The organism is Geomonas oryzisoli, assembly GCF_018986915.1.
GTDB lineage: Bacteria > Desulfobacterota > Desulfuromonadia > Geobacterales > Geobacteraceae > Geomonas > Geomonas oryzisoli.
Genome location: NZ_CP076723.1, coordinates 1,076,506 through 1,097,458, shown reverse-complemented (window position 1 = coordinate 1,097,458; position 20,953 = coordinate 1,076,506). Strand labels below are relative to the sequence as shown.

Sequence of the window (20,953 nt, the reverse complement as noted above, 5' to 3'; positions counted from 1 at the left end):
ATTCTGGAAAGCCGCTACCCCTGCGCCGGGGCGTTGCCGACGCCTCCCGTGCCGAGCATGGTGTCGAGAAAGGCACCCACCGCGGCATGCACCTCCTCGGACCCGGCGCCGGCCAGGATGCCGTGCCGCTTGAGCGGGAACCTCCGGTAGCTCTTGTGCTCGCTCCCCAGCATCTCGAAGAGCCGCTGCGAGCCGCGCGGATCGACCACCGGATCCCCCTCGGACTGCAGCACCAGGACCGGGGTCCGGATCCCGGCGAGCTTGGGCTCCAGTTCGCTCATGAAGCGCTCCATGGCCCGCAGGGCGCTGACCGGTATCCTGGAGTAGTTGAGCTCCGGGCGCTCCGGGACGCTCTCGACGAACTCCTTCTTGGCCCACTGGTAGCTGAAGACGTCCATGACCCGGTTCCAGACCGTGACCGCCGGCGCGAAACGCGAGGAGATGTCCAATAGCCGCTGCGGCGGACAGACGGCGAACACCGCCGCCGCATCCCCGACGCGGCTGGCGCAGTCGAGCGCCACCCCGCCGCCGAAGGAGAAGCCGCCGATCACGACCCGGTCGCACTGGGCCTTCATGAGGGCGTAGCCCAGATCCACCGACTGCACCCAGTCGCTGCCGTTTCTCAGGGCCAGGTCCTCCGGCGAGGTGCCGTGCCCTTTCAGGCGCACCAGGTAGACCCAGAGCCCCTTTTTTTGCAGGTAGCGGGCGAGCTCCAGCATCTGGGCCGGGACCGAGAGGAGGCCGTGCACCAACACCACGCCGAGCCTGCGCGAGCTCCCCTTCAGGAGCACGGGCATCCCCACCTCGCTCTCCTTGCTTTCCCCCTCTCGGTAGTACTTCCGGTAGTCCGCGTCGAATTCCTCGAGGGCCTGGGTTTCCAGGATCTGCGCCACCTTCTTGCGCACCAGCCAGACCGGCAGCCACGCCGTCAGGTGCACCTCGCGCTGCAGTTGGGTCAGGGGGAGCACCTCGTTGGCGATGACGCCGATGGGGTTGTCGATCCGGGCGCGCTGCATCTCGAACGGGGCGGAGAACTTGGCCCGGTCCTTCACCAGTTCGCCCTCTTTTTGCACCACCACCCCCTTCTCCAGCGCCAGCTCCCGGAACTCGCGGTACTTGTGGTAGCGGTCGTCGGTCAAAAGCGACACCTGGTCGGTGCTGAGGCTTTGGTGCAGTCGGCAGGTGGTATCCCGCAGGCAGACCTTGGTCAGCAGGAACACCCTGCGCCGGAAGTCGTCCTCATCGATCGACTTGAAGGGAAAGGCCCGCAGCAGTGAGGCGAAGAGATGGTCGTGGTTCACCGTGGTGAGGCTGTAGATGCTGCTCATGTAGCGCTGCATGAGGCGGTTCGCCGCATGCTTCATCTCGGAGAGCGACGGGAGCCGGTCGTCGAAGCCGTAACTCGCGGTGGAGACGATGTCGGCCTCGACATCCCTGCTCATGAGGTAGGAGGAGGGGTCGATGGGGCTGCCGAAGCGTATGTCGATGTCCACCCCGGAGAGGAGCATGCTCCCCTCGGTGAGGATCTCCTCCTTCAGGTGCTGCGGGGCCTCCCCCAGGAAGAGCTCGGTGAGCCTGCTGAGCGCGTTCTCCCGGGCGCGCAGCGGGTAGTAGGTGATGTTCACCGGGACGATGTGACACTTCCCCTTCTTGAGCGGCCCGAGGTCGGGGATCTGGAACATCCCCTGGAGCCTCGCCACCTCTTCCGGGGCCACCCCCTGCAGCCGCAGCATCCTCTGGCGGTAGAACTCGGTGCGCAGCGCGACCGTCGCGGCGCCGGAGCGGGGACGCACCCCGCTGGAGGGAAGCAGCAGGCGCTTTCTGAACAGCTCCTTGTCCTTCACCATCCTCCCCTCGGGGAAGACGATCCAGCTGGCCTCGCCGGTGAGCAGGGTCTTGACGATGACGCGGTCGCGGTCCGGGTTCCTGGTGGAGACCGCCCCCATCAGGTCCAGAAAGCGCCCCAGCGGACCCGCGAACAGGGAGGCGTCGGCCAGGGACCAGACCGGGATCCTGGTCAGGCGGTAGATGTGGTAGGGGAGCAGCACCGTCTCGATGCGGGTGAAATGGTTCACCACGAACACGACGGGACCTTCGGGGATGTGCTCCTTGCCGTGGACGTTCACCCTGAGCTTGGAGAACCCCTGCAGCATCGCGATCATGCGGCCGGTGGCGAGGTATGCCTTGCGGTTCATGCTCTCTCCTGCGGCAGGTCCAGGGCGCGGCGCAGCCATCCCGGGCGGTTGGTCATGATGGAGTCGACGCCGAGGCCGCAGAGCCTGCGGGCGTCCTTCGCGGAATCGACGGTCCAGACGTGGATTTCCAGCCCCCGTTGCCGCAGCTGCACTACCAGCGAAGCGTCCAGTATGGCACGGTCACGGCTGGCGAGGCCGTCGGCGCCGATTTCTGCGAGCCGGGAGAGCACCTCCCCGGCCGAGGGGTGCCAGCCGCCGCGCCAGCGGTAGTCGCACAGCCAGCAGGCGCGATGGTCGGGGAGGCGTTGTTTGAGTGCTGCCACCAGCAGGTGGTCGAAGGCGAGGAAACGGATGCGGTCGGCCGGGACGGCGGCGCGGGCCAGCTCCGCGCTCAAGGGGTCGATGATCTCGGCCCCGCACTTGAGCTCGATGAAGAGCCTCTTGCCGGCCGGCAGCAGCTCGAGCACCTGGGAGAGCGTCGGGATGCGCTCGCCCCGCCACTGCTCTCCCTTCCAGCGCCCTGCGTCCAGGCGCTGCAGCTGGGCCAGGGTCGCCCCGGCCACCTCCAGGTTCTCCCCGGCGGTGCGCAAGGTGCCGGCGTCGTGCAGGCAGACGACGCGGCCGTCCCGGGTGAGCCGGAAATCGGCCTCGAGGCCGTCCGCCCCCTGGGCGAAGGCGAGCCGGAAGGAGGCGAGTGTGTTTTCGGGAGCGTCACGGGAGGCGCCGCGGTGGCCGATGATGAGCGGGGTGCTGGGCATGCTTTCCTCGCGTCAGAGTGATCAAGCGTTCATTAGCATACCCGGCTGCAGCCGGGAAAGCAAACGGCAAAGGGACGATCCGCTTCCCTGCCCGGTCCGGACCTGCCGCGCGGGTTTCACTCCTGCCGGCGCAGGTAGTGGCCGTAGAGGGAGCTGGCGCAGATGGTGAGGAACTTGGTGAGCTCGCTGTCGCTTCGGGAGGTGAGGATGATGGGGGCCCGGGCGCCCAAAACCACGTTGGCGACCTCCGCCCCCATGGTGAAGACCCAGCTCTTGTAGAGGAAATTGCCTCCCGAGATGTGGGGCACCACGATGATGTCGGCCTGTCCCGCCACCGGGTTGCCGGTCAGCCCCTTCTTGCGGACCGAGTCGGGGTAGAGCGCCAGGTCGTAGGAGAGCGGACCGTAGACGTCCGCCTGCGGGAAGTTGCGCCGGGAAAGCTCCTGCTCCAATAGCGTGGTCGGTATGTTGGCGGAAGGGACCTCGTTCGCTTCCAAAAGCGCCACCTTGGGACGCTCGACACCGAGGGCGCGCGCCACCTCGATGGCGTTCTCGATGATGTCGATGGCCGAGGCGGCCTCCTGGTGCGCGAAGAGCTCGGGGTTGATGGCGGGGTCGGTCAGGAAGATGAGCCGTTCCACGCCGGGAAGCTCGAAGATGCTCACGTTGGAGAGCCGTCTGCCGGTACCGATCCCGGTCTCCTTGGCGAGGACCGCCTTCATCAGGACGGCGGTGTTGATCCCCCCCTTCATGAGGAGATCCCCCTGCCCGGAGGCCACCAGCTCCACGCCGATGCGCGCCGCCTCCCGCTCGTGGTCGTCACCGGCGCCGACCGGGACGAAGCGGTACTGCTTCTCGAAGATCAACAGATCGGCGCAGGAGTGCCGCACCCGGTCCGGATCCCCCACCAGGAAGGCAGCCTCCAGGATCCCCTCCTCGATCCCCTTGTTCACCGCCTTGAGCGAACCGGGGTCCGGGCAGACCAGCACCACCTTCTGGCGCGGGGCGAGTCTCGCCGCCTCGATGAGGCTCTTCATGCCGTGCCCCTTGGTGAGCTGCAGCATGGACTCGCCCTTGTAGAGCACCGCCATGAGCCGGGTGTGTTCACTGAGGGAGACCAGCACGTGCGGCAAAAGCGAGTCGAAGTAGAGGGAATCGCCCGCCTCCAGGTGAAAGGGCTCGCCGTCCACGGTGACCTGCAGTTCCCCGGAGAGGACGAACAGGAACTCCTCGCCGGGATGCCGGCTCAGGTCCGGCTCCGTTTCCGGGGCGCGGTACAGATCCACCACGAAAGGCTCAAGATGCCGTCCGGCGAAGGACTGCGCCAGGCTCTCGTAGTGCAGGGCGTTACGGCGGTCCACGCCGATCCGCTCGTCCTTGCCGGTCTTCACCGCGCGCTGCCGCGACTCCTGGTCGCCCCCCAAAAGCTGCGAGATGCCGACTCCCAGGAAGGTGGCGAGCCGCAACAGTTCCGAGATGCCCGGGGAAAGCCGGTCCGCCAGCACCCGGTCCAGGGTCTCCCGGTCCCACCCCAGCGCCTCGCGCACCTCGTCCATCGGCACGCCCCTGGCGGCGACCACCGCCCTCAGATTAGGCCCGATCTTCATCGGCTCCTCCCGGGTAGCGCCGCGCCTGTTCGGCGCCGGAGAGGACCCTGCAAGCCCCCTCGACCAGCGCTTCGATCTCGAACTCCCCCGGCCGCACGAACAGCGGCGCGATGAAGGCAACCCGCTGCCGCACCCCCGCCACCACGGTCCGGCTGAAGGCAAGCCCGCCGGTGAGGACGATGCCGTCGACCTCCCCGGAAAGGGCGGCGGCCAAGGCGCCGATCTCCTTGGCGATCTGGTACACCATGGCCTCCAGCACCAGGGCCGCCCAGCGGTCCCCCTGCTGCGCGCTTTCCTCCGCCTCGCGCAGGTCGACGGTGCCGAGGTAGGAGAAGACGCCCCCCTTGCGCGCCACGATGCTCTTCAACTGCTCGGTGGTGAAGGCCCCCTGCTCCACGAGCTGCAACACGCCGATCACCGGCAGCCCGCCGGTCCGCTCCGGCGAGAAGGGGCCGTCACCGTTGAGGCCGTTGTTCACGTCCACCACGAGCCCCAAGCGGTGCGCCCCCACGGTGATGCCGCCGCCGAGATGCGCCACGATAAGGTTCAGCTCCTGGTACGGCTTGCCCAATTCCCGCGCCACATCGCGCGCCACCGCCTTCTGGTTCAGGGCGTGGAACATGCTGCGCCGCTCGATGCCCGCCATGCCGGAGATGCGGGCCACCGGCCACATCTCGTCGATCACCGGCGGGTCCACCACGTAGGCCGGTACCCCCTGGCGGGTCGCAACCGCGTGGGCCATGACACCGCCCAGGTTCGCCGCGTGCTCGCCGTTCACTCCCCGCATGAGGTCCGCAAGGAGGTGATCCTCCACGAGGTAGACGCCGCTGGGCACCGGGCGGACCAGGCCGCCCCGCCCGACCACCGCGTCCCAGTGCAGCTGTTCGGCGCCGGTCTCGCGCAGGTAGCGCACCAGGTGCTCCATCCGGTAGTCCAGCTGTTCCATCACGGCGTGGAAGCTCTCGATGTCGCAGCGGGGGTGCTCGATGGTCGCCTTGACCAGCTTCCCCGCGCGCTGCACCCCTACCTTGGTCGACGTGGAACCGGGATCGATGGCCAGGATGTTCATGGGGACCTCACTTGTTGAGCTATCAGTGGTTGCTCTTGGGGGTCAGTGGTCAGTGGTTGCTATGGCGGTCAAAGTTATTGGTGACGGTCAAAGGTTGCTCTTGGCTGCCATGGAGGAGATGTCGACGGCGAACACCGTCGTTGCTGCCAGGGTCCCCTCCGGGAACTGGAAGGTCTCACCGGGAGCGTACTGAGCCATGATTATACCGAGCGCCTCGCACTTGTCCCGGTAGCCGTCGATCACCCGCGCGGTGCCGAACCCGACCACGCTGCGGAATTTCATGGTGAAGTCGCAAGGCTTCTCCGCCGGCAGCACCGGGCCGTGCTCGACCACGGTGAAGCAGACCCGGTTGTTCTGCTCGATCACCTCCAGCTTCCTGCCTGCCCTGGCACAGTGGAAGTACATGGTCGAGTCGCGGTAGCCGTAATTGAGGGTCACCAGGTAGGGCTCACCCTGTGCCGCCATTGCCAGCTGGCAGACGCTTCCCTTCTCGAGGATCTCGTTGGCTACCTGTGCCGAGAGCTGACGGTCCTTTCTTCTCATCGTGTCGTCCATATGCTCCTCCCGTATCTCTGTGTAACCCCATTCGTAACCGCAGGTCAATAACTTCAGTTATATCAAGTAACAACGGCGACAATAATGCCCGCATTGCCCGACAAAGTCTAGGCCTTTTGGACACTGACGCGTCGAAGTCTCCCACTGCTTCATGCGAGTTTTCTCTTAATTCCTTACAAATGTCGCCGATATATATCGATAAACAAACCAACCGGCCCGTCTCTGACACATTCCTCTCTTCCTTTACACGATGACAGCATCTTCACAGACAGGAGGAGTCCCATGACTGTCGAGACAATGAGGACACTCCGGCACCTTTTGTACCCAAGACCATGAATCGTTCGTGCTCGACATCGGCAAGGACGGAAGGTGCTGATACCGCCTCGGGGACCAGGGTCCCGCAAAGCCGGAGTGCGGCAACACCCAGCGCCTGAACCCGGGCCGCACCAGCGGCCTCAACCCATAGCACATAGGAGAGAAACATGAAATGGTTCAATGACATGAAGATCGGCGGGAAAATCCTGGCGGTCGTAGCGTCGGTACTGCTGCTCGCCACGGCACTGGGGATCTTCTCCATCTGGCAGCTGGCACGCCTGAACCGTGACACGGTCGAGGTAACAACGCAATGGCTGCCGGGCGTCAATGCACTGGACGACATGCGCATCGGCATGGGCGACGTACGCAACGCAGAATTCCAGCACGTCCTGGCCACGTCCCAGGAAGAGATGAAAAAACTCGAGAAGACCCTGGAAGAGGAGTTGGCCGGCATCAAAAAGGTAACGGGGCAGTACGAGAAGCTGGCCGACACCCCCGAGGAGAAAAAGAACCTGCAGGAGTTCACGACCGAATGGGGCCAGTACCTGGCGGACCACCAGAAGGTGATCGAGTTTTCCCGGCAGAACAAGAAGCAGCAGGCCCTGGCGCTTTTGCAGGGAGACGGCGCCAAGAGCTTCAGCGAGGCGGTGGTCTCCATCGAGAAGGGCGTGGCCATGAACGACAAGGGGGCGGAGGAGGCGGCGCACCGCGCGACCCAAACCTACCAGAGCTCCCGCTGGATGATCATCGCCGCCCTGGTGGCTGCGGTTCTGATCGGGGCGTTGCTGGCGGTCCTGGTCTCGCGCATGATCAGCCGTGCGCTCGGCACCGGGGTCCAGATCGCGGAAAAGCTGGCCTGCGGCGACCTCTCCGTCTCCATCGCGGAGACCGGGAAGGACGAGACGGGGCAGCTGCTGCAGGCCATGCAGACCATGGTGGCGAGCATCAAGGCGCTGGTGGCGGACACCATGGACCTCTCCGCGGCCGCGATGGAAGGGAAACTGGCCAGCCGCGCCGACGCCTCCCGGCACCAGGGCGCCTATCGCGAGGTCGTGGAAGGGGTCAACGGCACCCTCGACGCGGTGATCGGCCCGCTCAACGTGGCAGCCGAATACGTGGAGCGTATCTCCAAGGGGAACATGCCGCCCGAGATCAGGGAAGAGTACAAAGGTGACTTCAACGAGATCAAGAACAACCTGAACGTGCTGATCCGGGCCACCGACACCATCACCGCCGCAGCGAGGGAGGTGGCCGACGGCAACCTCACCGTCACCATCACCGAACGCTCCGCCGAGGACGAGCTGATGCGCTCGCTGGGCAACATGGTCGGCAAGCTCTCCGAGGTGGTCAACGACGTCAAGAATGCATCGGACAACGTCGCGGCAGGCAGCCAGCAGATGTCCTCCAGCGCAGAGCAGATGTCGCAGGGGGCCACCGAGCAGGCCGCAGCCGCGGAGGAGGCCTCCTCCTCCATGGAAGAGATGTCTTCCAACATCAGACAGAACGCGGATAACGCCCTGCAGACCGAGAAGATCGCGGTCAAGTCCGCGGCGGATGCGCAGGAGGGGGGCAAGGCGGTGGCACAGACGGTGTCCGCAATGAAAGAGATCGCAGGCAAGATCTCCATCATCGAGGAGATCGCGCGGCAGACCAACCTCCTGGCACTGAACGCCGCCATCGAGGCGGCGCGCGCCGGCGAGCACGGCAAGGGGTTCGCCGTGGTCGCGTCCGAGGTGAGAAAGCTGGCCGAGCGTTCCCAGAAGGCTGCGGCGGAGATCTCGGATCTCTCCTCTTCGAGCGTCGAGGTGGCCGAAACCGCCGGGGCCATGCTCTCCAACATGCTGCCGGACATCCAGAGGACGGCCGGACTGGTGCAGGAGATCACCGCCGCCAGCAGAGAACAGGACACCGGCGCCGAGCAGATCAACAAAGCGATCCAGCAGCTCGACCAGGTGATCCAGCAGAACGCCTCGGCCGCCGAGGAGATGTCGGCCACCGCGGAAGAGCTCGCCTCGCAGTCGGAGCAGCTGCAGCACACCATCAGCTTCTTCAGGGTGGCCCACACCGCCTCGACGGCTGCCGCACCGCGCAAGGCGGCTGCCAAGCCGGCCAAGAAGGCTGCCGCGCCGGCCCGTTCGCTCACCCACGCCGCTCCTCACGCCGTCCACCTGGACCTGAACGACGAGGCATTCGAAAGCTTCTAAAAGGGTGTTCCCATCGGCGCAGCGGCTTGCGGCACCGGCCGCTGCGCCACGACTTCCTTCCCCTCCCTCCGGCCCAGGGGCGGGCGCCGGCAGATTATAACTTTGTAACCACGGTTTTTTTGACTCAATTTAGCGCCGCAATGTGACGATATATTTGATGGGTTCCGGGTGCACGATCGGCGGAACCGGTTCGAGCCTAGCCTGATTGGTCGTTACTCATAGTGGGGCGCACCGACAGTCAAAACTGAGAGAGGAGAGAGAATATGGCGGTCGAGACAATCACGGAAACTACCCAGTATCTGACCTTCAAGCTGGAGGACGAGCTGTTCGCCCTGGACATCGGCAAGGTGCGCGAGGTGCTGGATTTCACGTCCATCACCAAGGTGCCGCAGACGCCGGACTACATGCGCGGCGTCATCAACCTGCGCGGCAGCGTGGTCCCGGTGGTGGACCTGCGCCTGAAGTTCGGCATGGCGATGGCTGAGCAGACGGTCAACACCTGCGTCATCATCGTCGAGGTGGAACTGGAAGGCGAAAAGGTGGTCATGGGAGCCATGGCCGACGCGGTCCAGGAGGTCATGGACCTGGAGCCGGACCAGATCGAGCCGCCGCCGCGTATCGGCACCAAGCTCAACACCGACTTCATCAAGGGGATGGGCAAGCACAACGAGCAGTTCATCATCATCCTGGACATCGACAAGGTGTTCACCAGCGGCGAACTGGAAATGGTCCAGGAGCTGGAAGGGGCCGCGGCTTAGCAGGCGACCGGACAATAGACAGAACGAATCGAAAGAGGCAAGGGGCAGCCGCCATGGAGCGGCTGCCCCTTTTTATTGGGCTGCGCCCGAAGGTTCTGATCCTTGCGGGCATCATATCCGTTCGGTGAGTCTTCACCCACCCCCCGGCCCCCTCCCGTCAAGGGAGGGGGGGCTATGCAGCCCCTGCGCCGGCCTGCCGGCAAGGACGCCGACCTCCTGGTCCCTGGTCGAGGCAAAAAAAAGCGCCGTCCCGGGGGACGGCGCTGCATGGCAGGGCATCACAGGCGGCCCTCAGGCCGCCGACTCAATCAAAGCTAGTACTGCTCGAAATCCGCGTCGCTCGCGCTCTTGTCGTCCAGGTTGAAGTCATGCCCCACGGCCTTCTTCACCTGCGCGGCCGTCGCGCCGGGGGCCGCGACCTTGGCGCGGGTCAGCTGCTTCCCCTGCGCCGCGGCCGGCTTGGCGGTGGGAGCGACCTTGGCCGCAGGCGCAACCCTCCTCAGGCGCTCGTCGCCGATCTTGAAGAAGGAGACCGCGGTCTGCAGCTGTTCGGCCTGGCTGGAGAGTTCCTCGGCGGTGGAGGCCATCTCTTCGGAGGCTCCCGCATTGGCCTGGATCACCTGGTCCAGCTGCTGGATCGCCCGGTTGATCTGGTCCGCACCGGTGTCCTGCTCCTTACTCGCCGCGCTGATCTCCTGCACCAGTTCGGCGGTCTTCTGGATGTCCGGCACCATCTTGGCCAGCAGGTCTCCTGCCTTCTCGGCCACATCGACGCTGCTGGCCGAGAGCTCGCTGATCTCGGCGGCCGCTCTCTGGCTCCGTTCCGCGAGCTTTCTCACCTCGGAGGCGACCACCGCGAACCCCTTGCCATGCTCCCCCGCCCTGGCCGCTTCGATGGCGGCATTGAGCGCAAGCAGGTTGGTCTGGCGCGCGATCTCCTCGATGATGCCGATCTTGCCGGCTATCTCCTTCATGGCGGTCACCGTCTCCTGGACGGCCTGCCCCCCTTCCCGGGCGTCCTGGGCCGACTTCACCGCGATCTTCTCGGTCTGAATGGCGTTGTCCGCGTTCTGTCGGATATTGGAGGACATCTGTTCCATCGAGGACGAGGCCTCCTCGGCGGACGCCGCCTGCTCAGTGGCCCCCTGGGACATCTCCTCCGCCCCGGAGGAAAGCTGCTGGCTCCCCGCCGCCACGTTATCGGACGCGCTCTTCACCTCGGCGACGATCCCCTTCAGGCGCCCCACCATGTTGTTCAGCGCCGCGGCCAACTGGCCGACCTCGTCCTTCTGGTCGAGATCGATGGTCTGGGTCAGGTCACCATCCGCCACGACTGAGGCGAACTCGACGCCGCGCCGGAGCGGGACGCTGATCATGCGCGAGATGATGATCCCCAGCGCCAGGCCGATCAGAACGCCGCCCGCCACTAGGCTCACCATCAGCGTCAGGCTCCCCTTGTAGATTCTGGCGGTCTCCACCGCTGCGTCCTTGGCATTCTCTTCCTTCAGCCGGGCCAGTTCGGTCAGGGTCTCATCCACCACGGTCTGTTTGGTGCGGGCCTCACCGAAGGAGAGGGTCACCGCGGGCGAGCTGTCGTTGAGCTTGTCCTTTGCCCCCAATTCGATCACCTTCTGTTGCAGCGCGAACCACTCCTCGTTGGCCGTCTCCAGCCGTTTCAGGAGAATCTTTCCCTTCTCCGAGGTGAACAGCGGCCTCGCCTTGTCCAGCCATTCCTTATAGCCGGCCTTGTATTTGTTTATGTTGGTGACGTACTTCTCCCGCTCCTGCTGCGTAGTGGCAAGGAGGTAGTTCTTCTCGGCCCGGGAGATGTAAATCAGGTTGATGTTGGCTTCCTTGATATTGGAGACCCCCAGCAGCTCCCTCATGTACATTTCATCGGCCATGTCATTGATGGTCCCCATGTTGCGGATGCCGATGATCCCCACCACGGCCGTGATGACCGATACCGCTACAAACGCCGCGACAAGCTTAGTGCCTACCTTCAGATTGGTGAACCATTTCATGTGAGCTCCGTCCTCCGGGTGTGGTTGTCCGGGCGAGGTAGCTCCTGTGCGGGTGCCTCGCCGACCGTCCCATGTTTCATCGACCGGAAAAGCGCGCGGTGAATCAGAAAAAGGCCTGCTTACGGCGGCATTTTGGCCGAGACGGTTCCGTGAGGCGAGCGAAGAACCGCCGGCGGCGCTGCCGGAACACGCGGGGACCAGGAAGAAGGCGACAAAAAAGAAGGAGGGTGAAGGGGGTGAAGCGGCATGGGCCTGCTTGGGCCGGGGATCAATCGAGCGGCAGCAGGCCTTCCCTGATGGCGTACTTGGTGAGGCTGGCGATACTGGTGAGGTTCAGCTTTTTCATGAGGTGCATGCGGTGGGTTTCTACGGTCTTGGGACTGATCTGGAGCAGGACGGCGATCTCCCGGGAGGTCTTGCCTTGGGCCATCAGCACCAGCACCTCCTCCTCGCGCGAGGTGAGCGGCAGTTTCCCTGCTGCGGTCTGAAGCTCGTGCTCCAGGACCCCCTGCACGTGGGAGCTCAGATAGAAACCGTTGTCGGAAACGATGCGGATGGCTTCGACGATCTCGTCGGACGGGCAGCTTTTGACCAGGAACCCGCGCGCGCCGGCATCCAGGGCCTGTCGCACCGAGCGCGCATCGCCGTACATGGAGAGGACCAGCACCTTCATGTCCGGGAAGGCGCTCAGGATGCAGCGGCTCGCTTCGATGCCGTTACCGTCGGGCATCACCAGGTCCATCAGGACAAGGTCCGGTTGCAGGTCGTAGGCGAGCCGCACGGCCTCCATTCCGCTCGCAGCCTGGGCCACGATTTCCAATCCTGGGCATTTCTCAAGCATCGCGATCAGGCATTCCCGGATCAGCGCGTGGTCGTCGGCAAGGATGATTTTTGTAGTCTGCATCGGTCCCGGTAGTTGCTGCTGCGCGAGGAGGTTCAGGATCGCAAATGAAAGCAACTCTAACAAATAGAAACCAGTATCGATATAAGGGTTTCTATGAGAGGACACGGAGATTTTCCTGACCCGATCAGTTTTCCAGGCTGGTGACCCCTTCCCTTATGGCGAACTTGGTCAGTTCCGCGATGGAGTACAGCTTCAGCTTCTTCATGATCTGCTGACGGTGGGTATCAACGGTCTTCACGTTGATCTTGAGCAGGAAGGCTATGTTCTTGGCGTTGTTTCCTTCGGCGATCAGCTGCAGCACCTCCCGTTCCCGCGGGGTCAGCGCCGCCTCGCTCTGGGCGAAGGAGTCGGGGATTCTCTTTATGTAGTCGTCGATGACCACGCCGATGATGCCGGAGCAGACGTAGATCTCACCAGCCGCCACCGCCCGCACAGCGTGCACCAGTTCCGCCGAGGTGCAGTCCTTGAGCAGGTAGCCGCGCGCCCCCGCCCTGAAGGCCTGGGCGACGAAACGTTTGTCCTTGTGCATCGAGAGGATCAAAACCCGCGCCGACGGGCATTCAACGCCGAGCCGCTGGGTCGCCTCGATCCCGTTCATGCCCGGCATGCTGGTATCCATCAGCACCACGCCCGGTGAAGCACTCCCGGCAACCTCCAGCGCCGACCTGCCGTTGTCGGCATCGGCGACCACCTCGATGTCCGGGAACTTCTCCAGCAGGATCCGTATCCCCTCCCGGACTATGCTGTGGTCGTCCACTATCATTACGCGTATCATCGCGACTCCCGTGTTGTTAATGATCGGCGCCGGACCAGGGGACGCGGACCGTGACCTCGGTGCCACCGGGGCCCGAAGCGAACTCCAGTTGCCCGCCCAGATGCTGCACCCTTTGCCGAATGTTGAAGAGGCCGAATCCAGAGATCATCCCCCCCTCCTCGGCCTGGTGCGAGAAGCCCTTGCCGTCGTCGGAAACCTTGAGCTCCAGCCGCTTTTCCGCTACGCCGATGGTTATGGAAACCTTGCCGGCCCCGGCATGCTTGACCACGTTCACCAGCAGCTCGCGCGCCACATGGTAGAGGGTTGTCCCCAACTCCTCGTCCAGCGGAGCGTGCAGGTCGCTCTCAACCCTGACCTGCAACTTGTGCTTAGCCTGGAACTCTTCCGCAAGCCAGTCCAGCGCCGCCTCCAGCCCCACCTCGTACAGCAGCGGCGGACTGATCTGGAAGGTGAGGGTGCGCACTTCCTGGATGGTCCTTTCGAGCAGAAGCTCCAGCTCCCGAACAGTCCGGGTCGCGGCGGCGGGAAGCTTGAAATCGTGCCGGCAGTCGCTGAGCTTCAGCTTGGCCAGGGCCAGGTTCTGCCCGATCTCGTCGTGCAGGTCGGCGGCGATGCGGCGGCGCTCCTTCTCTTCCGCCGAAGACAGCTCGATCGCCAGTGCACTGAGCTGTTCCTGGTTGGACAGCAACAGTTCCTGGGCCTGCACCTGCTCGGTGATGTCGCGGGAGATGCTGAAGATGCCGCTCACCCTGCCGTTGGCGTCGAAGAGCGGTCCCTTGGTGGAGAGGAAGACGCAGGGGCGGCCGACCCGGTCGACGACCCTCTCCTGCATGGTCGAGCTGACAGCCGAGGCCATCACCCGGTGGTCGTTTTCACGCAGCACCTGCACCACTTCGTCGGGGAAGAGGTCGCTGTCGTCCAGCCCCAGGATCTCCTGCGCCGGCTTGCCATACCACTTGGCCGCCTCGCGGTTGATGAGCAGGTAATTCCCCTCGAGGTCCTTCGCGTAGATTAGGTCGGAGGTCCCGTTCACGACCGCATCCAGCAGTTCTTTTGTTTTCATCGGCTCATGCTTCAAGCGGTGCGACATACCCTACGATGCTCCTGCCCTGCGCGTTGCCAGCAGTTCCTCGATTGCGGAGAGCCCCGCTGCCGACGCCTGCCCCCGCTCACGCGACAACTCGAGCGCGACACTCCCCAGGGCGCGGTAGATGAGCGCCAGTTTCGTGTCGAAGCCTTCCAGTGCATCCAGCTGCCGCCCCACCACCCCGGCGTCGCCGCGGGCGATGGGACCGGTCAGGGCGGCGGCGGTGCCGACCCGAAAGACGTTGTCGACGGTGCCTCGCACCAGCGGCTCCATGACCTGCAGTGCGGTCTCGCGGGGAACTCCCCCCTTCTGGTAGGCCCTGAGCCCCGCCTCGAGCAAGGCGGTGAGGTAGTTGCAGACCAGCACGGAGCCGGCGTGGTAAACGGTCTTGAAACGGGGATCGATACTGAAGACCTTCCCGCCGATGCCGCGAAAGAGCGTCCCCAGGATTTCCTGCGCCTCCCGATCCCCCTCGATCCCGCACCAGGTTCCGGCAAAATCGCCGACGCAGACGGCGGGGTCGGCGAAGCTTTTCACCGGATGAACGCTCGCCACCTGTGCCCCCATGGCCGCGGCGCCCCCCAGGACGTCGCTCCCCAGCGCGCCGCTTAGGTGACACACCGTGGTGTGCCGGTCCAGCAGTTGAGCCCGGCAGAGCCCTTCTACGCAGGCGGCGATGGCGTCGTCGGAGCTCGCCACCAGGTACAGGTCGGCGCGCTCGAGTTCCCCGAAATCGACGACGGGACGCCCTGCCCCGATGAAATCGGCCGCGGCCTGCGCGGTGGCCGCAGCACGGGTCAGGATGTCCCTGATCTGCACGGCACCCGACTGCTGCAGCAGGCGCCCCAGCGTCTTACCCACGGCGCCGCAACCGATGATGCTGAAGGTTTTCATGGCTCTACCCCCTGAATCCGGACAACCTGCACAGGTTACGCTAAATCAAACGGGGGTGTCAACGGTACCGGCGCCGGCGGGAGAGGAGTTGCGAAAAGGATGAGACAATGGCAGCGGGGAAAAAAATCCCCCTCCGTCGGGAGGGGGATTTTGGAGACGGGCGGCGGGATGGACGGCGGCAGTTACGACTTGCCATCAAGGTTCAGACTGTAATCATCACCCTCGACGCACTCGCTCGAGACTTCCAGGAACGATTCCTCCTGTGGGTCTTTGACGATCTCGATGACGCCGTGGTTAGCGGACCAGACCGTGCCGCAGACGCTGCATTCCGTGATCCCCTCGTTGAACCCCTCCGAATGGAGGTTGGTATCGACCTGCGCATGGTTCTTACATACCGGGCATTTCATGGTTCTCCTCCTCCCGCGGCAACTGCGGTCGCTGATCTCATGAGAGAGAGTATGACGGCATTTCCGCGCGTGGCAAGCGACCAAACAGATGCTCCCCCCTGCCATACAGAATCGCTCGTCGCAGCTCCGTCATGCGTTCGCTGCCGCAGCCTCTCCCTATTGCGCCGTCGCGCCGGCTGCCGCTTTCTTGGTCCGGGTCGCCTTGGCGCGGGACGTCTTGGCGCGGGGCGTCTTGGAGCGGGGCGACTTGGCACCGGAGCCGGCCGCCTGCACCTTCTCTCTCCCCTTCTGCGCCTTCGCCGGCGGATGGTAGCTGGCCGGGTCGGCGGGCTTCAGGTCGTCGAAATGCGAGGAGATGATCTTTCGGACCATGCCGTCGTTGAAGCGGATGGTGGCCCTCACGTCGTCCACTTCGACCACCTTGCCGGTACCCCATTGCTGTGCCATGGCATGACTCACCACGCTGCCGCGTTTGACGATCATCTTTGTACCCTCGCTGGTGACGTTTTCGGTCCAGGGCGGACGCGTCGACACGCTCGGCCGGGAAGGTCGAGGCTGCTGGCTGCGAACATGGATCGATTGTTGGAAAGACAGATCAACTGATCAAGAGACGTGACTGCTGCTGCAGGGAGCGATGCCCGGGAACCTGGGCACCATGAGAATATACACCGGAAACCGGAAATGGACAGCGCAAGGGCGATTTTTCCGGCACGGGTTTACGGGTGCGACGGCGCGACGGCAGCAGGCGCGACCGTCGGCTCGGCAAGTGGCCTCAACTGGTCGGGCGGCACCTGCGGCTCTCCCATGATGATGACCATCGGTCCGCGCAGCCTCTGCAGCGTTCCGGTGTCGTGGAAGCCGACTGCCCAGCGGTACAGCGTTTTTGCGTCCATAAGCAGGGGCTTGGCCGGTTCGCCGTAATAGGCGAGCTGCATCTCTTCGTCGGAGAGCCCGATGCAGCCGTGGGAGGCGGGATAACCGGGGAGATCGCGGCCGTGGATCCAGTAAGAGGTCCAGCCGTCGTCCTTCTTGTCCACGTAAAAGCGCAGCCCGTAGTGCATCGGGTAGGGGCGGTCCGTCCCCTCGACCGGGTAGAGGCTCGACTCGTGCTTCGGGTCGGCGGTATCGACGCGGTAGGTGCCGTTCTTGAGGCGGTACTCCTCCACCCCGACCGCGACCGGCGCCGAGAAGACCAGGGTGCCGAACTCGTAGGCTCCCAGGAACATTTCGTTCTGGTCGATGAGGATCAACTGCGGCTCCTTCTCGGCTTCGTAGTGAAAGGGAGGCATCGGGTTGAATTCCTTTATGTCCTCCATGTGCTTGGGAACCTTGACCGACATGCCGGCCAGGAAATGGCGCCGGTCCATGCGGTTGAAGCGCAGGCCGTCCTGCCACTGTTTGCCGAAGATCCGGTAGGGTGTGTCTTTGCCGGTGATCTTGACGCAGTCCCACTCGTAGAGGTAGTCGGTGGGATAGTGGATGTCACAGAGGGATCGAATCTTGTCGGCTGCAGAACAGGGGAGGCTGGTCACGCCGAGGAGAATCAGCAGGGTGCAGAGTGTGCGCAGCAGCGGTTTCATGTGCGCCTCGTTCCTTGGCCAGTGAAGCGGCTGGCCGCCGGTTGAGAGACGACTTCATTATACCAAACCTCTCATGAAACTGAAAGGGTAGGTTCCCTCATCAGTAACGGGGGGCGCCTGAAAATAAAAAGCCCCGCGACCTGGATCGGGGGCTTTTTCTTGCCGTGCAGGTGCCGACAACGTATCAGACGGTGGAGCGCAGCAGTCGGTTCACTTGGCCCCATCCCCCTTGGGCGCCGGTTGCGGCCATGAATTCCTTCACCGCCGGCTTCATCTCCTTGGCGATCCGGCTCACCTCGTCGTTCAGGTGGAACACGCCTTTGCCGGTCACAGCCTGGCTGTCGGCGCCGGCCGCCAGGGAGAAACTGAAGCTTCTGCTGGTCAACTCGGCAGCATCCCCCTGGTAGGTCAGCGAAAGGCCGTCGGGGCCGGACTGGAAGGTGGCCGACTGCTGTTGGACGGAGAGGTGGTCATAGTCAAGCTGGAGTCCGAAGCTCACTTCCTTGCCGTCCCTGGTGGCTATGGTCCCGCTGAAGGAGAGCGAAGCGGACTGCGCGGCGATATCCGTTTCCTGGTAGCTCAACTGCTGCACCGTGCTGCCGGTGATCTGGTTCAGTAGATCTCCAAGCAGGCGCAGCGTGCCGTCCGGTGCGGCGGAGGAGTCTGCGGTCGCCTGCCTGGACGATGCCAGCGCCTCGTCGGAGACCGTTACCTCGTCTTTGCCTGCCGGGACCTTTTTCGTATCAGCAGAAGCAGAGGCGGTTGCCTGCAGTGTCTGGGTGGCAAGGGGAAGAGCCGTCGCATTGCGTACAGTCGAAATTTCCATACCCTGACCTCCTTACGGTTTTGAGCCGATAGGTTCCGTATCGGGAATAGCGACCGCCGACTTTAATTTTTTAAATTTCGACTCTTCTCCCCTCCCCTTGCTGCTTCCCCTCCTCCCTTTTGGTTCATCGGGTAATTCCGGGGAGAACCGCGTTTGGGTCCCCCTCCCGTCAAGGGAGGGGGAGATTTCCCCGGAATTCACGGATGAACCTCCCCTTTAGGGAGGAAGAGCGTGGCCGAAAAAAAAGCCCCGCCGGCTGTGACTGCCGGGGGGGCTTTGCTGTTCATGATTGCGCCGTCCCAGCTAGGGGGGGCACTGCGCGCACATCGATTTGAAGAGGTTGGTGCTCAGGTAGCGGTCGCCGCGGTCGGGGAGGATCACCACGATGGTCCCGGATTCCAGCTCCCGGGCCAGCTTGAGCGCTCCGAAAACGGCGGCCCCGCCGGACATGCCGCAGAAGATGCCGTGCTGTGCCGCGAGGAGCCTCGCGGTCTCGAAGGCATCGTCATCCTCCACCACGAGCTTTTGGTGGTAGGCGGTCGCGTCGTAGATGGGAGGGACGATGGCCTCCTGCATGTTCTTAAGCCCCTGGATCTTGTGTCCCAGCACCGGCTCGACGCCGACCACCCGGACCTGGGGTGCGGTCTCGCGGAAATAGCGGGAGAGCCCCATCAGGGTCCCCCCCGTCCCCATGCCGGCCACCATGTGGGTGATGGCGCCGCCGGTCTGCCGCCAGATCTCGGGACCGGTCGTCTCGTAGTGGGCGAGCACGTTGTTGGGGTTCGCGTACTGGTTGGGCATGTAGTACTTCCCGGGGTGCTCCTCGAAGATCTTGTGCGCCAGCCGGATCGCCCCGTCGGTCGCCTCGCAGCCCGGGGAAAGGACGATCTCGGCACCGTAGGCCTCCAGCACGCTGCGGCGCTCCATGCTGACGCAGGCCGGCATCACCAGCTTGATGCGGTACCCCCTGGCGGCGGCGATCATGGCCAGCGCGATGCCGGTGTTGCCCGAGGTCGGTTCCAGGATCACCTTGTCCACGGTCAGCTCGCCGCTTTTCTCGGCCGCCAGGATCATGTGCCGCGCCGGGCGGTCCTTGACCGAGCCGCCGGGGTTGCTCCCCTCGAGTTTCGCCATGATCCTCACGGCAGGGTTGTCACAGAGAGAGTCGATCTCGATGAGCGGCGTCGAGCCGATGGAGTCGATCAAGCTTTTCCCTTTCAATGTGCGCCTCGCTTTCTATCAACGAATCAAACTATACCGGTTTGCCGGACAGCTCGGCAGCATAGCACGGCAGATCAGCAATGAACAACCGGTAATTTCATGATCCGATACTACCGGAGATAGCGGCACGCCGCAGAATGACTTGTGTTTTGGTCGGATGCGCCGGCGAATGACTGTCGCAGCGAAGCGAAGACCCGACAAGCTGCGGCTTGCCACGGTTTTCCGGCAGGGGAGCCCCGCGGCTGGAGCCGGTCATAGACGGCGAGGACGTACGCGGCAAGCGGTCGCAACGTAACTACCGGGGAAATTTACATTTACATTCAATACGGAATACCCTATATTCCTCGGACTCATTAGAGACCGGGGGTATGATGAAGAGGACTGTCATAGCGGTAGCGCTGAGCATGACGTTGTGGGTCCCGGCGTTTGCCGGCGAGATAAAGATCGAGGGGGGCGGGACCGCGATCAGCACGGTATTCCTTCCCATCAAGAAACGTTATGAGAAGCTGCACGGCGATTACCTCACCATAGTGCAGTCCTCCGCTGTGAAGGGGCTCATCGCCCTGAACGAAGGCAAGGTCGACATAGCGACCGGCGCTCACCCCCTGGAGGACATCGTTGCCGGCGCCGCGAAGGACGGGGTCGTGATAGATCCTGCCACCATCGTGTCCACCCAGGTTGGCGACAACGAGCTCATCGTCATCGCTAACCGGGACAGCGAGGTACGGCAGCTGTCGAAAGAACAGTTGAAAGCCGTCTTCACGGGCAGGATCAGTACCTGGAAGGAGGTGGGAGGCAAGAACCTCCCGATCGTCGTGGTGTGGGGGAAGGAAACCGAAGGGCAAAACGTCCAGTTCACCCGCATCGCGCTGGACGGAGAGCCGGTCACCGCGACCAGGCACCCCGCCACCACCTACCGCGACATAGCGGAAACCGTGGCCAAGCTGCCGGGGAGCGTCGGCGTCGTCTCCCATGAGATGACCACCGCCGCCACCCGCTCCATCGACACCATCGCCATAGGCAGCCCGATCTACGCCTTCACCAAGGGCGCTCCCAGCGCCAAGGTGCAGACGGTGCTCGACTTCTACAAGACGGAGTACGGCTTCCTGAAATAGCCGCCCGCTTCGGGCCGCTTACCCGCGCTGCCGCCGTCACCTTAGCGGCCCGCCTGCACGCCGCCGGAACATGAGCCGGTCCACGGACCAGCACCCGCCCCCGCCTATCATAAGCGCGAGCGCCATTCCCACCACGAGGATGTGGTACTCGAACCCTTCTCCGGCCTGTTTGCCGGTCCAGTTCATGAAGAAGCCGTTGTGCAGGTGCACCAGCGCCACCGCCACCACCATCTCGCCGGCCATCACCAGGGCCGCCACCCTGGTGGCAAGCCCGGCGACCAGCAGCAGCGGCCCGACGAACTCGGTCAGCACCGCCATCAGGCCGAAGAGATACGGGATCCCCATCATCTTCGTGAACATCTCCATGGTGCCGGTAAAGCCCGGGCCGCCGAACCAGCCGAACACCTTCTGCGCGCCGTGAGGAAACATCACCAGTGCAAGGAACAGTCTTAAAACCGTCAGGCTTGCCGTATCCTCCGTTGCCAACAGTCTCGCCAACATAGCGCCTCCTTGCCCCGCGGAATTAAAACCCGTCAACGATACCATCCCCCCCCGTACATTCAACTCGGGCGCCGCGTCACCGCTTGCGTCCTGCGCCGGTGCCACCGGCCGCACCGCTGCCGCGTTTTCAACCACAGTACACGTAGCACCCCCCATGC

Annotated in this window: 19 protein-coding genes; 3 read left to right on the top strand and 16 right to left on the bottom strand. The window is 64.0% G+C overall.

Annotated features, from left to right (window positions below):
* Positions 1 to 14: 14 nt before the first annotated feature.
* From KP004_RS04850 to KP004_RS04830, 5 genes are all read right to left on the bottom strand, one after another.
* Complete coding sequence (locus KP004_RS04850; RefSeq protein WP_216801258.1) at positions 15 to 2,195, bottom strand: alpha/beta fold hydrolase; 2,181 nt, start codon at positions 2,193 to 2,195, stop codon at positions 15 to 17.
* On the bottom strand, positions 2,192 to 2,953 hold the full coding sequence (locus KP004_RS04845) for a glycerophosphodiester phosphodiesterase (RefSeq protein ID WP_216801257.1): 762 nt from the start codon (positions 2,951 to 2,953) through the stop codon (positions 2,192 to 2,194). Before KP004_RS04845 ends, KP004_RS04850 begins: the two co-directional genes overlap by 4 nt.
* Positions 2,954 to 3,069: 116 nt before the next feature.
* Positions 3,070 to 4,560, bottom strand: a complete 1,491-nt coding sequence (locus tag KP004_RS04840; RefSeq protein ID WP_216801256.1) for a phosphate acyltransferase — start codon at positions 4,558 to 4,560, stop codon at positions 3,070 to 3,072.
* Positions 4,544 to 5,629, bottom strand: coding sequence for a butyrate kinase (gene buk, locus KP004_RS04835; RefSeq protein ID WP_216801255.1), 1,086 nt, complete (start codon positions 5,627 to 5,629; stop codon positions 4,544 to 4,546). The genes KP004_RS04840 and buk overlap by 17 nt, the downstream gene beginning before the upstream one ends.
* Positions 5,630 to 5,716: 87 nt before the next feature.
* The gene (locus KP004_RS04830; protein WP_216801254.1) at positions 5,717 to 6,184 is read right to left on the bottom strand and encodes a pyridoxamine 5'-phosphate oxidase family protein; all 468 of its coding nucleotides are present in this window, start codon (positions 6,182 to 6,184) and stop codon (positions 5,717 to 5,719) included.
* 482 nt (positions 6,185 to 6,666) lie between these two features.
* On the opposite strand from KP004_RS04830, the gene KP004_RS04825 reads away from it, so the two are divergent.
* Both KP004_RS04825 and KP004_RS04820 read left to right on the top strand, forming a co-directional pair.
* Positions 6,667 to 8,703 carry a methyl-accepting chemotaxis protein gene (locus KP004_RS04825; protein ID WP_216801253.1) on the top strand — a complete coding sequence of 679 codons (2,037 nt, stop codon included), beginning with the start codon at positions 6,667 to 6,669 and terminating at the stop codon, positions 8,701 to 8,703.
* 263 nt (positions 8,704 to 8,966) lie between these two features.
* The gene (locus KP004_RS04820; protein WP_216801252.1) at positions 8,967 to 9,461 is read left to right on the top strand and encodes a chemotaxis protein CheW; all 495 of its coding nucleotides are present in this window, start codon (positions 8,967 to 8,969) and stop codon (positions 9,459 to 9,461) included.
* Between the two features lie 314 nt (positions 9,462 to 9,775).
* Here the strand turns inward: KP004_RS04820 and KP004_RS04815 are convergent, their stop codons facing one another.
* The 10 genes from KP004_RS04815 to KP004_RS04770 form a co-directional block, all read right to left on the bottom strand.
* Positions 9,776 to 11,485 carry a methyl-accepting chemotaxis protein gene (locus tag KP004_RS04815; protein WP_216801251.1) on the bottom strand — a complete coding sequence of 570 codons (1,710 nt, stop codon included), beginning with the start codon at positions 11,483 to 11,485 and terminating at the stop codon, positions 9,776 to 9,778.
* Between the two features lie 268 nt (positions 11,486 to 11,753).
* On the bottom strand, positions 11,754 to 12,389 hold the full coding sequence (locus tag KP004_RS04810; RefSeq protein ID WP_216801250.1) for a response regulator: 636 nt from the start codon (positions 12,387 to 12,389) through the stop codon (positions 11,754 to 11,756).
* Positions 12,390 to 12,513: 124 nt separating this feature from the next.
* Positions 12,514 to 13,164 (bottom strand): response regulator transcription factor, encoded by a 651-nt coding sequence (locus KP004_RS04805; protein WP_216801249.1) that lies wholly within the window; start codon positions 13,162 to 13,164, stop codon positions 12,514 to 12,516.
* A 16-nt stretch (positions 13,165 to 13,180) separates the two neighbouring features.
* Positions 13,181 to 14,254, bottom strand: coding sequence for a PAS domain-containing sensor histidine kinase (locus KP004_RS04800; protein WP_216801248.1), 1,074 nt, complete (start codon positions 14,252 to 14,254; stop codon positions 13,181 to 13,183).
* Positions 14,255 to 14,257: 3 nt separating this feature from the next.
* Entirely contained in the window at positions 14,258 to 15,145 is an 888-nt protein-coding gene (locus tag KP004_RS04795) for a Rossmann-like and DUF2520 domain-containing protein (protein ID WP_216801247.1), read from the bottom strand.
* Positions 15,146 to 15,327: 182 nt separating this feature from the next.
* The gene (locus tag KP004_RS04790; protein ID WP_216801246.1) at positions 15,328 to 15,552 is read right to left on the bottom strand and encodes a hypothetical protein; all 225 of its coding nucleotides are present in this window, start codon (positions 15,550 to 15,552) and stop codon (positions 15,328 to 15,330) included.
* A gap of 156 nt (positions 15,553 to 15,708) precedes the next feature.
* Positions 15,709 to 16,035, bottom strand: coding sequence for a DUF3553 domain-containing protein (locus KP004_RS04785; protein ID WP_216801245.1), 327 nt, complete (start codon positions 16,033 to 16,035; stop codon positions 15,709 to 15,711).
* Between the two features lie 233 nt (positions 16,036 to 16,268).
* A complete protein-coding gene (locus tag KP004_RS04780; RefSeq protein ID WP_216801244.1) occupies positions 16,269 to 17,132 on the bottom strand; it encodes a L,D-transpeptidase in 864 nt (287 codons plus the stop codon).
* Between the two features lie 184 nt (positions 17,133 to 17,316).
* Positions 17,317 to 17,958, bottom strand: a complete 642-nt coding sequence (locus tag KP004_RS04775) for a hypothetical protein (RefSeq protein WP_216801243.1) — start codon at positions 17,956 to 17,958, stop codon at positions 17,317 to 17,319.
* Between the two features lie 303 nt (positions 17,959 to 18,261).
* On the bottom strand, positions 18,262 to 19,179 hold the full coding sequence (locus KP004_RS04770) for a PLP-dependent cysteine synthase family protein (protein WP_216801242.1): 918 nt from the start codon (positions 19,177 to 19,179) through the stop codon (positions 18,262 to 18,264).
* A gap of 368 nt (positions 19,180 to 19,547) precedes the next feature.
* On the opposite strand from KP004_RS04770, the gene KP004_RS04765 reads away from it, so the two are divergent.
* On the top strand, positions 19,548 to 20,294 hold the full coding sequence (locus KP004_RS04765; protein WP_216801241.1) for a substrate-binding domain-containing protein: 747 nt from the start codon (positions 19,548 to 19,550) through the stop codon (positions 20,292 to 20,294).
* Between the two features lie 36 nt (positions 20,295 to 20,330).
* Here KP004_RS04765 and KP004_RS04760 read toward each other — a convergent pair whose 3' ends face one another.
* Positions 20,331 to 20,795 carry a DoxX family protein gene (locus KP004_RS04760; protein ID WP_216801240.1) on the bottom strand — a complete coding sequence of 155 codons (465 nt, stop codon included), beginning with the start codon at positions 20,793 to 20,795 and terminating at the stop codon, positions 20,331 to 20,333.
* Positions 20,796 to 20,953: the final 158 nt, after the last annotated feature.

Excerpts from the sequence above, each read along its gene's own strand:
- KP004_RS04795 (WP_216801247.1), bottom strand. The coding sequence starts at position 15,145 with ATGAAAACCTTCAGCATCATCGGTTGCGGCGCCGTGGGTAAGACGCTG.
- KP004_RS04820 (WP_216801252.1), top strand. The coding sequence starts at position 8,967 with ATGGCGGTCGAGACAATCACGGAAACTACCCAGTATCTGACCTTCAAG.
- KP004_RS04810 (WP_216801250.1), bottom strand. The coding sequence starts at position 12,389 with ATGCAGACTACAAAAATCATCCTTGCCGACGACCACGCGCTGATCCGG.
- buk (WP_216801255.1), bottom strand. The coding sequence starts at position 5,629 with ATGAACATCCTGGCCATCGATCCCGGTTCCACGTCGACCAAGGTAGGG.
- KP004_RS04845 (WP_216801257.1), bottom strand. The coding sequence starts at position 2,953 with ATGCCCAGCACCCCGCTCATCATCGGCCACCGCGGCGCCTCCCGTGAC.
- KP004_RS04840 (WP_216801256.1), bottom strand. The coding sequence starts at position 4,560 with ATGAAGATCGGGCCTAATCTGAGGGCGGTGGTCGCCGCCAGGGGCGTG.
- KP004_RS04830 (WP_216801254.1), bottom strand. The coding sequence starts at position 6,184 with ATGGACGACACGATGAGAAGAAAGGACCGTCAGCTCTCGGCACAGGTA.
- KP004_RS04805 (WP_216801249.1), bottom strand. The coding sequence starts at position 13,164 with ATGATACGCGTAATGATAGTGGACGACCACAGCATAGTCCGGGAGGGG.
- KP004_RS04775 (WP_216801243.1), bottom strand. The coding sequence starts at position 17,958 with ATGGAAATTTCGACTGTACGCAATGCGACGGCTCTTCCCCTTGCCACC.
- KP004_RS04790 (WP_216801246.1), bottom strand. The coding sequence starts at position 15,552 with ATGAAATGCCCGGTATGTAAGAACCATGCGCAGGTCGATACCAACCTC.
- KP004_RS04780 (WP_216801244.1), bottom strand. The coding sequence starts at position 17,132 with ATGAAACCGCTGCTGCGCACACTCTGCACCCTGCTGATTCTCCTCGGC.
- KP004_RS04800 (WP_216801248.1), bottom strand. The coding sequence starts at position 14,254 with ATGTCGCACCGCTTGAAGCATGAGCCGATGAAAACAAAAGAACTGCTG.
- KP004_RS04850 (WP_216801258.1), bottom strand. The coding sequence starts at position 2,195 with ATGAACCGCAAGGCATACCTCGCCACCGGCCGCATGATCGCGATGCTG.
- KP004_RS04815 (WP_216801251.1), bottom strand. The coding sequence starts at position 11,485 with ATGAAATGGTTCACCAATCTGAAGGTAGGCACTAAGCTTGTCGCGGCG.
- KP004_RS04760 (WP_216801240.1), bottom strand. The coding sequence starts at position 20,795 with ATGTTGGCGAGACTGTTGGCAACGGAGGATACGGCAAGCCTGACGGTT.
- KP004_RS04785 (WP_216801245.1), bottom strand. The coding sequence starts at position 16,035 with ATGATCGTCAAACGCGGCAGCGTGGTGAGTCATGCCATGGCACAGCAA.
- KP004_RS04825 (WP_216801253.1), top strand. The coding sequence starts at position 6,667 with ATGAAATGGTTCAATGACATGAAGATCGGCGGGAAAATCCTGGCGGTC.
- KP004_RS04765 (WP_216801241.1), top strand. The coding sequence starts at position 19,548 with ATGATGAAGAGGACTGTCATAGCGGTAGCGCTGAGCATGACGTTGTGG.